The 13328-nt window shown below is 71.5% G+C and carries 7 protein-coding genes; 4 read left to right on the forward strand and 3 right to left on the reverse strand.

Annotation, left to right across the window (positions count from 1 at the left end; translation table 11 throughout):
• Positions 1–7: 7 nt before the first annotated feature.
• Both AB0E94_RS36945 and pgm read right to left on the reverse strand, forming a co-directional pair.
• A complete protein-coding gene (locus AB0E94_RS36945; protein WP_360336148.1) occupies positions 8–2308 on the reverse strand; it encodes an EAL domain-containing protein in 2301 nt (766 codons plus the stop codon).
• Positions 2309–2392: 84 nt separating this feature from the next.
• Complete coding sequence (gene pgm, locus AB0E94_RS36950; protein WP_360336150.1) at positions 2393–4018, reverse strand: phosphoglucomutase (alpha-D-glucose-1,6-bisphosphate-dependent); 1626 nt, start codon at positions 4016–4018, stop codon at positions 2393–2395.
• Positions 4019–4121: 103 nt separating this feature from the next.
• Here pgm and AB0E94_RS36955 point away from each other — a divergent pair, with 103 nt between their 5' ends.
• The gene (locus tag AB0E94_RS36955) at positions 4122–5846 is read left to right on the forward strand and encodes a copper resistance protein CopC (RefSeq protein ID WP_360336152.1); all 1725 of its coding nucleotides are present in this window, start codon (positions 4122–4124) and stop codon (positions 5844–5846) included.
• 22 nt (positions 5847–5868) lie between these two features.
• Entirely contained in the window at positions 5869–6663 is a 795-nt protein-coding gene (gene yaaA, locus AB0E94_RS36960; protein WP_360336154.1) for a peroxide stress protein YaaA, read from the forward strand.
• An 18-nt stretch (positions 6664–6681) separates the two neighbouring features.
• Here the strand turns inward: yaaA and AB0E94_RS36965 are convergent, their stop codons facing one another.
• Positions 6682–7206, reverse strand: a complete 525-nt coding sequence (locus AB0E94_RS36965; protein WP_360336156.1) for an FKBP-type peptidyl-prolyl cis-trans isomerase — start codon at positions 7204–7206, stop codon at positions 6682–6684.
• A 197-nt stretch (positions 7207–7403) separates the two neighbouring features.
• Here AB0E94_RS36965 and AB0E94_RS36970 point away from each other — a divergent pair, with 197 nt between their 5' ends.
• Positions 7404–8165: a hypothetical protein gene (locus AB0E94_RS36970; protein WP_360336158.1), complete on the forward strand. Its 762-nt coding sequence runs from the start codon at positions 7404–7406 to the stop codon at positions 8163–8165.
• 81 nt (positions 8166–8246) lie between these two features.
• Entirely contained in the window at positions 8247–13235 is a 4989-nt protein-coding gene (locus tag AB0E94_RS36975; protein ID WP_360336160.1) for an MMPL family transporter, read from the forward strand.
• The last annotated feature ends 93 nt before the right edge of the window (positions 13236–13328 follow it).

A 13328-nucleotide genomic window follows, 5' to 3' on the forward strand; every position in this document is an offset into this window, starting at 1 on the left:
TTACCCCTCAGGCGGCGCTGACCGGATCCGCCGCCATCAGCGCGCCGCAGTCGGCGGCGGGCAGCGGCTTGGCCATGAAGAAGCCCTGGCCGTACCGGTATCCCATGTCGCGCAGCCGGTCCAGCTGTTCCTGGTTCTCGATGCCCTCGGCGACCGCCTTGAGCTGGAGGTGCTCGGCGAGCTGGGCGACCGCGGCGGCCACCGCGAGCCGGCCACGGTCGGCGCCGTCGGCGATCCCGTCGACGAACGACTTGTCGAGTTTGAGCACGTCGACCGGGAACGCGCGGAGCAGGCTGAGCGACGACTGGCCGGTGCCGAAGTCGTCGAGCGCCAGCCGCACGCCCATGTCGTGCAGTCCTTGCAGGGTCTCCTGGACCTGCCAGCCGTCGACCACCGACGACTCGGTGACCTCCAGGATCACGTCGTTCGAGGTGAGACCGGTCTCGCTGAGCACGGCCGCGACCTCGTCGACGAACGTCGCCGACCGCAGCTGCCGCACGGCCACGTTGACGTTGACCGCCTCGACGGCGCCGTCACCGAACTGGGAGCGCCACTGGGCCATCTGCTCGCACGCCTCGCGCAGCACCCACGCGCCGAGCGGGACGATCAGCCCGGAGCGTTCGGCGACCGGGATGAACTCGGCCGGCGACACGAACCCGCGGACCGGGTGCTGCCAGCGGACCAGCGCCTCACAGCCGTGCAGCCGGCCGGTGACCAGGTCGAAGACGGGCTGGTAGAGCAGCCGCAGCTCGCCGCGGGCGATGCCGTTGCGCAGCTCGCCGGCGACCGTGGCGTGGTTCATCATCTCGTCGCGCATACGCGGCTCGAACCGGACGAAGGAGGCCTTTCCGCTCTCCTTGGCCGCGTACATCGCGATGTCGGCGTTGCGCAGCACCTCGTCGGCGCCCTCGCCGGTGTCGGCGATCGCGATGCCGGCGCTGGCGTGCAGCAGCAGCTGCTGCTCGCCGATGCGGAACGGGTCGGCCAGGGCGAGCAGGAGCCGGTTGGCGGCGGCTTCGGCGGCGACCGGGTCGCCGTCGGGCAGAAGCACAGCGAACTCGTCCCCGCCGAGCCGGGCCGGCATCTCCTCGGCCGTGCACCTGTCGCGCAGCCGCTGGGACACCTGGAAGAGCAGCTGGTCGCCGGCGGCCGGGCCGATCGTGTCGTTGATCATCTTGAAGTCGTCGACGTCGATCAGGACGGCGGTGACCGGCAGCCCGGCGTCCAGGCGCTCGCCGACGGCGACCAGGAACCGGGTGCGGTTGGGCAGTCCGGTCAGGTTGTCGCTGAGCGCGAGCCGTTCGAGCTCGTCCTGCTGGCGGCGGATCCCGCGCAGCGCCATGGTGTTCTCGCGCAGGCTGAGCAGCTGGCGGGCGACGACACAGCCGGTGATCAGGAGCGCTCCGATGATCACCACCCGCTGGCGGGCGGTCATGTCCTGGGCACTGACCGTGATGACCAGGCCGGCCGTGGCGACCACGGCCACGAACGGCAGCATGTTGAACACCGACCGGGCCGGGAACGACAGCTGCGACGGCTGGTTCAGAGCGCGGCGCTGGAGGTGGGCGCCGACGCACATGGCGGCGCCGGTGAGCGGGAGGGCCAGCACCGACAACGCCAGCCGGGACAGGTCGTCGCCGGCGATCAGCAGGATGGTGCCGGCGACGCAGGTGAGCGGGCCGGTGGTGAGCACGCGCAGCGCGGCCGGGTGGACGACCGTCTCCGGCGCGGCGGCGGCCTTGCCGACCACGACGAGCAGCAGCACCCCGCCGACCCCGACGACCGCGGCGACCACCTTGTTGGTCAGCGACGTGCCGGCGGGGGCCAGGTCGAGCACCACGTACCAGAAGATCAGGCCGCTGGCGATGGCGACGGTGAGGGTGTCCAGGGTGCCGCGCAGCCAGTGCAGGGCGGTCCGGCGCGGGCCGGGCAGCCCGAGGAAGGCGGTCATCAGCCAGCCGACGCCGACCAGCATCGGCAGCGCGACCCACAGCGACATGCCGGCGTTGTTGTTGGCCCGGGCCAGCGTGATGATCGAGGTGATGGTCAGCGCCAGGGCGGCGATCTCCAGGCGGCGCCAGAAGACCCGCACCGGCCGGGGCAGCTCGGCCACCCGGACCACCCGGTGACCGGCGTAGGTGGCGGCGGCCAGCGCGAACGGGCCGCCGACGTAGCCCCACCGCACGTCGTCGGCGTCGCGGATCAGCATCCACACCAGCACGCCGATGTTCGCCCAGACCGCGACCAGCACGGGTACCAGTCCACCGGCCGGTAGCCGGGACTCGGAGGCGCTCTCGGGTGCGGTCATCGGTCTCGTACGGCTCCTGCCCGGATCAGCCGGTCTGCTTACGACTGACTGTCGGCGCGGGAGCCGTCGACCTGAGACGAACCCTCACCCGGCAAGTGCGGCGGAGACCACTGCACGCGCCTCCTCCTGGATCCGGGCCAGGTGGCCGGGCCCCTGGAACGACTCGGCGTAGATCTTGTACACGTCCTCGGTGCCGGACGGGCGGGCGGCGAACCAGCCGGATCCGGTGACCACCTTGAGGCCGCCGATCGCCGCGCCGTTGCCGGGCGCGCTGGTCAGCACCGCGGTGATCGCCTCCCCGGCCAGCGAGGAGGCGGTCACCTGGGACGGCGACAGCTTGCCGAGCACGGCTTTCTCGGCCGGGGTGGCCGGGGCGTCGATCCGGGCGTAGGCGGGCGCGCCGAACCGGGCGGTCAGCTCCCGGTAGTGCTCGCTCGGCGATCGCCCGGTCACCGCGAGGATCTCCGAGGCCAGCAGGTCGAGGATGATGCCGTCCTTGTCGGTGCTCCACGGCCCGCCGTCGCGGCGCAGGAACGACGCGCCGGCGCTCTCCTCGCCGCCGAACCCGATCGAGCCGTCGAGCAGGCCCGGCACGAACCATTTGAAGCCGACCGGCACCTCGTCGAGGCGGCGGCCCAGGTCGGCGGCGACCCGGTCGATCATCGAGGAGGAGACCAGGGTCTTGCCGATGCCGGCGCCGGACGGCCAGCCGTCGCGGGAGGCGTAGAGGTACGCGATGGCGACCGCGAGGTAGTGGTTGGGGTTCATCAGGCCGCCGTCGGGGGTGACGATGCCGTGCCGGTCGGCGTCGGCGTCGTTGCCCGTCGCGATCTGGAACCGGTCCTTCTGCTCGATCAACGACGCCATCGCGTACGGCGAGGAGCAGTCCATCCGGATCTTGCCGTCCCAGTCCAGGGTCATGAACCCGAACCGCGGATCGACGAGCGGGTTGACCACGGTCAGGTCCAGGCCGTGGCGGGAGGCGATCTCACCCCAGTAGTCGACGCTGGCGCCGCCGAGCGGGTCGGCCCCGATCCGCACCCCGGCGTTGCGGATCGCCTCGACGTCGATCACGTTGGGCAGGTCGTCGACGTAGTTGCCCAGGTAGTCGTACTTCTCCGGGCTCTGTGGCCGGGCCGCTCGGCGGACCTCCTTGAGACCGGCGGCGATCAACGCGTTCGCTCGGTCCTGGATCCACCCGGTGGCGTCGGTGTCGGCCGGGCCGCCGTTCGGCGGGTTGTATTTGAAACCACCGTCATCGGGCGGATTGTGTGACGGGGTGACCACCACGCCGTCCGCCCGCGCCGCATTGCCGGAGTTCCACCGCAGGATCGCGTGCGACAGCGCGGGAGTCGGCGTGTACCGGTCGCGGCTGTCGACCAGCACCGTCACGTCGTTGGCGGCGAACACCTCGAGCGCGGTGATCAGCGCCGGCTCACTCAGTGCGTGCGTGTCCCGGCCCAGGAAGAGCGGGCCGGTGGTGCCCTGGTCGCGCCGGTACTCCACGATCGCCTGGCTGGTCGCGGCGATATGGTCCTCGTTGAAGGCGGTCCGCAGGCTGGAGCCGCGGTGCCCGGAGGTGCCGAACGCGACCCGCTGCCCCGCCTCCGCCGGGTCCGGGTGCTCGGTGTAGTAACGCGAGATGACCTGGGGAACATCGATCAGCTCGGACGGCTCGGCCGGCAGGCCTGCACGGGGGTGGACGGACATGACGGCCTCCTCGGTGGCGGGGTCAGGCGCTGTAACGGATCGTATCCACACCGCCTACTTGAACCTTTCCCGACGCCGATACGAACTACCCCATGTGACCCGGGTGCTCGCCTTTCTGTTCGTGCTGCTGACCGCCGTTCTCGTCCTGCCCGCATCGCCCGCCTCGGCGCACGCCGCGACGGTCGGCTCGAATCCCGCGCCGGGAAGTGTGATCGGCACCTCGCCGTCCGAGGTGACCGTGACCTTCAGCGAGCCGGTGACCCCGGTCGAGGGCCGGGTGCAGGTGATCGCCCCGGACGGCGAGCGGATCTCCGGGAAGGTCCAGGGCGGCGGCAACGTGCTGCGCATCCCGGTCCGCAAGGCGGGCAAGCCGCTGGGCACCTACCTGATCAGCTTCCGGGTCATCTCGGCCGACAGCCACCCGGTCGGCGGCGCGATCACCTTCTCGGTCGGCGCGCCGTCGGCCCGCCCCGAGGAGCCCGCCGCGACCACCGGGCCGCATCCGTCGGTCGCGGTCGCCGTCCCCCTTCTCAAGACCATCGGGTACGCCGGGGTCACGCTGATCGTCGGCCCGGCGCTGTTCCTGGCGTTCCTGTGGCCGCCCCGGCGCTCCCGGGCGGGTGCCCTGCGGATGATCCGGATCGGTCTGGCGCTCACCGCGGCGGCCACTCTCGGCGCCCTCGGCACCCAGGCACAGCAGGGTTCCGGCGCGCCCATCTGGACGTTGACGGCCGAGGAGTTCACCGAGGTGGTGGCCAGTCAGTACGGGCTGCTGCTACTCGGGCGCCTGCTCGTGCTGGGTGCTCTGGCCGTACTGCTGCCGCCTCTGCTGCGCCGGCCACGACGGACCGTGACGGTTGCGCAGACCGTGCCCGCCGCCGTTCTGGTCGGCGCCGGCGCCCCCGCGCCGGAACCGGCGCCCGCAGCGAAGCCGAAACCACAGGTGACGCCGCGTAAAGCGCGGGCCTGGACGGTGCTCGGGCTCGGCGCGGCCGGGCTGGCGACGTGGCCGATGACCGGACATGCCATCGCCGTTCCGCTACCACCGGTGACGATCACGGCCGGGGTGGTGCACATGGCGGCGATGGCCGCATGGCTCGGCGGCCTGGTGACGCTCAGTGTCTTCCTGCTGCGTGGCACGCACGAGCGGATGCTCGGCGTGTTGCTGCCGGTGTGGTCCCGGTGGGCCATGCTCGCGGTGATCTGGCTGGTCATGGCCGGTGCGGTGCAGGCGGTCGTGCAGCTCGGCTCGGTGCCGGCGCTGTGGCGGACCGACTACGGGCAGCTGCTGATGGTCAAGGTCGGCGTTCTGGCCGGGGTGCTGGCCGCGGCGGCGGGCGCCCGCCGGATGGTCAACCGGGCCCGCAACGGCCGCGGGCTGCGGCGCACGGTCGGCGTCGAGGTGGTCGCCAGCGTGCTGATCCTGGCGCTGAGCTCGGTGCTGGTGCAGGTCGACCCGGGCCGCAGCGCCGCCGCCAACGAGAAGGCGGTCAGTGGCAAGGGCATGTCCGAGACACTGACCAGCAACCTCTACACCGTGCAGTTCAACATCTACCCGGTCGAGCTGGGCGAGTACAACACGGTGCACGCGTTCCTCTACCGGCCGGACGGCGCGCCGATGCAGGCCGAGGAGTGGGAGTTGTCGGCGCGGCTCACCGATCCGGCGCTGGAGGCGGTGCCACAGCCGATCGCCGGGATCCTGCCGACCAACCAGGCGCTCGGGTCGCTGGCGTTCCCGCTGGCCGGCACCTACGAGCTGGTGTTCACGATCCGGGTCAGCGAGATCGACCGGGCCAGCGTGAAGACGACCGTGACCGTCGGCCGGTAGGCGGCGGCGCTAAGGTCTCGACGTGCTCATCCTGCTTCCGCCGTCCGAGGGCAAGACGCCCGCCCCGGACGGCCCGCCCGTCGACCCGTCGTCGCTGTGGCTGCCGTCGCTGGCCGCCGCCCGCACCCGGGTGCTGAAGAGACTCGTCGCCCTGTGCGGGCGCACCAGTGCGCGATCGATCGCGGACAGCCTCGCCGTGCTGGGGCTCAGCGACGGGCAGCGGGGCGAGATCACCCGGAACACCGAACTGCTCACCGCGCCCGCCGCTCCGGCCGCTCAGGTCTACACCGGCGTGCTCTACGAGGCGCTCGGCGCGGCGGAGTTGGCGGGCGCCGAGAAGGACTGGCTGGACCGTACCGCCGTGGTGTTCTCCGGGCTCTGGGGTGTGGTGCGGCTCGGCGACGCGATCCCGGCGTACCGGTGTTCGGTCGGTGTCACTCTTCCTGGCATCGGCGGGCTCACGCCGTACTGGAAGAAGGGTTTGCAGAAGGCTCTCGACGAGGCGACCGCCGAGGCGCCGGTGCTGGATCTGCGGTCCGGCGCCTACGCCGCGATGTGGGCGCCCGGCGCGAACGCGGCGGTCCTGCGGGTGCTGCACGAGCGGGTCGTCGGCGGGGTCGCGAAGCGGTCGGTGGTCAGCCACTTCAACAAGGCCACCAAGGGCCGGCTGGTTCGTGCGCTGGCGGTCGAGCAGGCCGCGCCGGACACGGTGGACGAGCTGATCACCGCCCTGCGCGACCTGAAGTTCACGATCGAGGAGCAGCCGGGCCCGGCGGGCGGGCCACGGCGGCTCGACGTGATCGTGAGCGAGTTGTAGGGCTACCGAGTTGTAGGGCTACTGCGCCGACAGGATGTCGACGACGAACCGCAGGTCGCCCTTCTCCGGGCCGTAGGCGAGGGCGGCCGGCACGTCTAGCTGGATGCGGCTGCCCACCTTCTGCCCGGGGATGCCCTTGTCCCAGCCCTGGATCAGCTGGCCGGTGCCGATCTGGAAGCTGATCGGCGACGACTTGCCGCCCTTCCACGACGAGTCCATCTCCTCACCGGAGGTGTAACCGATCAGCTTGTAGTTGACGCTGATCGTCTGCCCGGCCTTCACCACCGGGCCGGTGCCCGGGATCCGCTCCTTGATCACCAGATCGCTGAGCGTGCCGGTGCCGGTGGTGACGACCGGCTCGTCGGTGATCGTCTCGGCGGCCATCGTGGCCGGCGCGGCGGCCGGGGCCGGATCCGGGTCCTTCGGGTCCTGCCGGACCAGGATGAAGACCACCACCAGAATGGCGAAGACGACGATGCCAGTGATCACCCCGGCGATGGCCTGTCCGCGGCGCTTGCTGGTGGACGTGATCATGTCGCTCATTCGTTGATCTCCCGGTCGGCAAGTCGGAAACTCCGGACACGCTACTCGCAACGGGCGGGAACCCGGCGAAGAACCTCCTCCGAATCGCCGAGGTGGGCGATCCACCGTACGTGCCCGACCCGCCGCCCCCTCTTCACCCGGGGCGGCCGGGATGAGATCGTTTACCGCTCCTGCCCGCCCCGAGATCTGGAGGATCCTTGCCTCTGCCCGATCCCGGAGGACGGCGTCACCTACCCGAGCACCTCCAGCAGGGCGCGGTCATCCTGGCCGGCGTCCTCGTCGTCGTGGCGGTCGGCTGGGCGATCCACGCCGGCGCCGGCGGCGACGAGCCCGTCGAGGCGCCGCCGACGGTCGCCGCCGAACCGGCCGAGCAGGTCCCGATCCCGATACCCAGCATGTCGCCGAGCCCGTCGATGACCCCGGTCAACGAGATCGTCGTCGAGCAGGTGCCGATCGGTGACACCGTCGACCTGGCCGCCGAGGGCGAGATCGACTGGGTGCACTGGGGCGAGAAGGGCCGGTTCTCGCTCGAACGCGACAGCGGCGGTAAATTCACCATCCTCGAGGGCACCCCCGGCGAGCCACGGCTGCGGCACACCTCCAGCCCGCAGCGCTTCACCTGGACCGGATCCCCGGCCGGCGGCGCCACCAGCGGCGTTACGACCTGCGGAACCGGGCATGGATTCACCCTCTCGGCACCGGCCGGGACCGGGTCGCACACCCTGCGGCTGTACGTCGGCGCGATGAAGGCGCGGGGCGACCTGCGCATCGAACTCAGCACCGGCGGGGAGCCCTACACCGACTCCTTCGCAGCCCGCGGGGAGTCGATGGGGACAACTGCCTACGTCGTTTCCTACCGCGGATCGGCTACTGGCAAGATCTCGATCAAGTGGATCACCGGCGCGACGTTCGACGAGAACTGCGGCGGCGTGGCCCTCCAGGCCGCGACTCTGAGCTGAACCTTTGAAACTTCGCAAATAGGGAAGGGGAACCCTGTGTTCGCGGGCTGGGGATCGCGGGTCGCCCGCCTGAGGTGGCCGGTGCTCATCGTCGCGCTCGTCGCGGTGATCGGCTCCGGCGTCTGGGGCCTCGGCGTGTTCGGTCAGCTCACCGAGGGTGGCTACAACGACCCTCGGAGCGAGTCGGCCCGGGCCGCCGAGATGGCGGTCACCGCGACCGGCGGGCAGGGTGGCGACGTCATCGCCATCTACACGCCCGATCAGGGCGGCAGCATCGACGACGCCGCGCTCACCAAGCGGATCAAGGAACGGCTCGGCGCGCTGCCCGAGTCCGCGGTCGAGGCACAGAGCTCCTACTGGGACAAGAAGGCGCCGGCGTACGCGTCGAAGGACAAGTCGAGCGCCGTCGCCGTCATCTCGCTGACCGGCGAGGACGACGCCGCCAAGATGGACGCCTACGCCGACATCGAGGCCGCCCTCACCATCCCCGGCGCGCACGTCGAGCTGGCCGGCGGCATCCCGCTCGCGCACGCGTCGTCGCAGCGGTCCACCGACGACCTGGCCTTCGCCGAGATGGTGTCGCTGCCGATCGTGCTGATCCTGCTGCTGCTGATCTTCGGGTCGCTGGTCGCCGCGTCGCTGCCGGTGCTGGTCGGCGGGGCCGCGGTGCTCGGCTCCCTCGGCGTGCTGCACGCGATCGCGCTCACCCACGAGGTCAACTCGTTCGCCGTCAACGTGGCCAGCCTGCTCGGGCTCGGCATGGCCATCGACTACGGGCTGTTCATGGTCGGCCGGTTCCGGGAGGAGCAGGCCGTCCACTCCACGTCCGAGGCGGTCCGGCGTACCGTCGCCACCGCCGGGCGCACCGTCGTCTTCTCGGCCACCCTGCTGATGACCGCGCTCGCCGGGCTGCTGCTGTTCCCGCAGGGGTTCCTCAAGTCGCTGGCGTACGGCGGGCTCGCCGCGGTCTTCCTGGCCATGCTGCTGTCGCTGACCCTGCTGCCGGCGCTGCTGGCGGTGCTCGGGCCGCGCGTCGACCTGATCCCGATCCGGCTGCCCGGCCGGGCCACCGCCGGCACCGGGGGCTGGGAACGGCTCGCCGGATGGGTGCTGCGGCGGCCGGTGCTGGTGGCCGTACCCATCTTCGCCGCCCTCGTGGTCCTCGCCCTGCCGATCGCCGACGCCCGCTTCGGCGAGAACGACGAACGGCAGCTGCCCGCCGGGGACCCGTCGCGTGTCGCGATCGAGACGCTGAAGACCGACTACCCGCAGTTCGCCTCGGACGGCGTGCAGGTGGTCGTGCACGCCGTGAACGGCAAGAAACCGGACGTCAAGGCGTTCAGCGCGGAAGCCGCGAAGGTCGCCGGGGTCGAGAAGATCACCACCACCGGCGGCAACAACAAGGACACGGTGCTCCTCACCGCCGACCTGAAGAGCACCGACGCGTTCAGTGACGAGGCCCGCGACGCGGTCGACGGCCTCCGTGCGCTCACCCCGCCCGCCGGCTCCGAACTGCTGGTCGGCGGGGTCACCGCCCGTAACGTCGACAGCCTGCAAGCGATCGGCGCCAAGCTGCCGCTGATGATCGGGCTGCTCACCGGGGCGACGCTGGTGCTGATGTTCCTGGCGTTCGGGTCGATCCTGCTGCCGATCAAGGCCGTGGTGATGAGCGCGCTCAGCCTCACCGCCACGTTCGGGTCATTGGTGTGGATCTTCCAGGAGGGGCACGGGGCGTCGTGGCTCGACGTCACACCCACCCCCCTCGAAGCGGGCATCGTGGTGCTGATGGCCGCCGTCGTGTTCGGGCTGTCGACCGACTACGAGGTGTTCCTGCTGTCCCGGATGGTCGAGGCCCGACTGCGCGGCTCCACCACCCGGGAGGCGGTCACCATCGGGCTGTCCCGGACCGGGCGGGTCATCAGCGCGGCCGCGCTGCTGCTCATCGTCGTCACCGGGGCGTTCGCGCTGTCGTCGGTGACCACGATGCGCTTCATCGGCGTCGGCATGATCATCGCGCTCGTCCTCGACGCCACCGTGGTGCGGGTGCTGCTCGTGCCGGCCGTCCTCGCTGTTCTCGGGGACGCCTCGTGGTGGGCGCCGGGGCCGCTGCGGCGGCTCCAGGAGAAGGCCGGCCTCGCCGAATACGCCGGCGAGGAGGAGGCCACCGGGCGGCATGCCTGGCGGCCCGTCGATCCTTCGATGGAGGAGACGCGAGTCCTCGACGGGACGCTGATCGCGCGGGCGTTGCCTGCGGCGCCGGCCCAGGCGGCGCTGCCTTCCGGCAGCGAAACCTCCAACACGGTGGTCCTGGATTACGAGAAGGTCCTGGATTACCTCTCCGAGAAAAACCTCTCCTCTGGTACGGCGTCCGATAACCCGATCGGGAATGAGGTTTCGACGGGCACCGGTGACCCGGATGCCGGCGCATTCCAGGACGCTTCGGTCTCGCTCTCTCCGCCCGCCCTCTCTCTTGAGGGCGAGCCGTCCTCCGCTTCCTCGCCGGCCTCCTCTCCTGAGGATTCGTCTGCTGCCATCCCCGGTTCCGGGGAGCCGGAGGACGAGCCGGCCGGGACCGACGACCTGTGGGCCGAGGTGGAGGCGACGCTGGCCGCGGGCGCCGAGGTCCTCAAGCCGGACACCGAACCGTCCCTGATCGAGGCCTACGCCGAAGCCCAGTCACCTGACGACTTCGACCCGTCCGCGACGCAGGTCCTGCAACTGCCGGCCGACGACCCGGCGGCCACCCAGGTCATCCGCCTGCCCAGCGGCGAACCCGCCCCCGAAGAGCCGGTGATCTTCTCGGAGACCGTCTACAACGGTCTCTTCACCGAGGAGACGGTCCGCGCGGCGACACCCGTCCCGGAGCCCGAACCGGAAGAGGTCACCCCGGAGCCAGCCGACGAACTCGCCGAATCCGCCGAATCCGCCGACCCCGAAACGACGGACGAACCCTCGAGCGACGAGGCCGCCTCCGTGGACGCGGCCTCCGTCTCCGACTCCGCGGACACGGATTCCGGCGATGTGGCCTCGATGAGTGCGGCCTTCAGCATCGACTCCGACAGCCCTTCCGCCGACGACCTTTCTGGCGACGGCCCTTCCGATGGCATCGCCTCCGGTGACGTCGCAGCGACCGGTATCTCCTCCACCGAGTCCGCACCGACCGACGACTCGCCGGTCAGTTCCGGGCCGATCGCACCCGAGCCTGTCGCCTTCGCGGCGGACGACGCCGAATCCGCGCCGGCGCAACCAGCCGAATCCACGGACACCGGCCGGACGCGCGTGGAGAAATCCACCGCCGCCGAGGACGAGGAGGTCGCCTACTTCCTGGCCCCGTTCGTCGACGACGAGGAGCCCTCAGCGACTCCGGCCGAAGCCTCGGAACCGCTCTTCGAGCCGGCGACAGCTTCCGCCGAATTCGCGCCGCACCCCTACGAGCCTGCTCCGGACCCCGTCTCACCTGCTTACCAGCCTGCTCCGGACCCCGTCTCACCTGCTTACGAGCCGGCCGCGTGGTCCGCCGATCACACGCCGAGGAACCTCGCCGAAGACCCTGCGCCGGCTCTTCCGGTCGACGAGCCGAAGCCCGAGCCCGAGCCGGTCACCGACCCGTTCTCCTGGCGTGCCGACCCACGGCTGGCGAGCCTGACCGCCCCGGAACCGGATTCGTTCCCCTGGCTGGACCGCTACGCCGCGCTCCCAAGCACGTCGGAGCCCGCCCCGGCACTGCCCGAGGCAACCCTGCCGCACCCGCTGGCCGACCGCCCCGGTTCCGCCCGCCCGCAGACCCTCGACGACTGGCTGGCCAGCCGAAGCAATTCCGCCCGCCCGGAGACCCTCGGCGACATCCCGGCCACGCCGGCCGTCGACCGGTCCCGCCCGGCAAGCCTGGCCGACCTGCCCGCCCCGGCGAAGCCCGAGCGCGTCGCCCCGGCACCCGCCTCCGCCGACGTCGTCACCCCCGAGCCGGAACCGGCCGACGAGTCCCCGTGGCCGACGGCGACAACCGATTCCGAGCCAGCACCGATCACACCCGAGCCCGAAACGGTGGACGAGACCGACGAGTCCCCGTGGCCCACGGCGACAACCGATTCCGAGCCAGCACCGATCACACCCGAGCCAACGCCGGCCGAACCCGAACCTGAGCCGACCGAACCCGAGCCGATCGAACCCGAGCTGGCCGACCTCGAAACGACCGGACCCGAGCCGGCCGACCTCGAAACGACCGGACCCGAGCCGATCGAGCTCGAGCCGACTGCGCCCGTACCATCCGAAATCGTCTTTGAACCGGCAGCCGAGGTCCCGGCGACGGACTCGGATCTGGAGCCCGCCGAGCCCACGGAGATCGACGCCTGGCGCGACCCGGCCGTCCTCGCGCAGTCGGCCGTCGATTCCAGCCGCCCGGACGCAACCGGCAGCATCGAAGCCGATGCTCCGCGTATCGAAGATTCCGAGATCCCGTCCGACCCGGTAGCTTCCACAGAACCGGCGAGCACCGAGATCATCCCGACCGAGCCGGCACCGGTTCCGGAGGCGCCCGACGCCGACGAACCGGCACCCCCCATGTCACTTCCGGACGTGATCGAGGATTCGGTGGACGAGACTTTCGAGCAGCCGGCGACCCCGGCCGACGATGTGCAACCAGCGGCACCGGGCGACGCCGACCAGCCACGCCGCCCGCAGACGCTGGACGAGTGGCTGAGCACCCCCGCCCCCCAGCCGCAGAGCCTGGCTGACGCGGCCACCAACACGGGCGCCTGGACCGCTTCCGACCAGCAGCCCGCCGAGGCCGAGCGGAACGAGCCCGACTACCTGCGGGGCCGCCGCCCGGAGACACTGGACGACCGGATCCGGGGCACCGTCCGCCCGGCGACGCTCGCCGATCACCTGCCCGACCAGGGTCGGCCGAGCAGGCGCCCGGCGAACGGCGGCCCGTCCTGGACGGGTGGGTCGGGCGAGCATCCGTACGATCGCCAGACCCGCCGCCCGGCCTCGCTGGCCGACCACCCGGGCCCGGCCCGGCCGGGCCCGGAGCCGACCGCGGACGAACCCGGACCGGACCCGGCGCCCTGACTGCCGGCGAAGCGGCCGTCCGAAGATCCCACCGGATCATCGGGCGGCCGCTTCGTTGTTCAGGTGAGCCGGATCGCGCCGATAGGACGGCCG

Source organism: Actinoplanes sp. NPDC026670 (genome assembly GCF_040638175.1).
Taxonomy (GTDB): Bacteria; Actinomycetota; Actinomycetes; order Mycobacteriales; family Micromonosporaceae; genus Actinoplanes.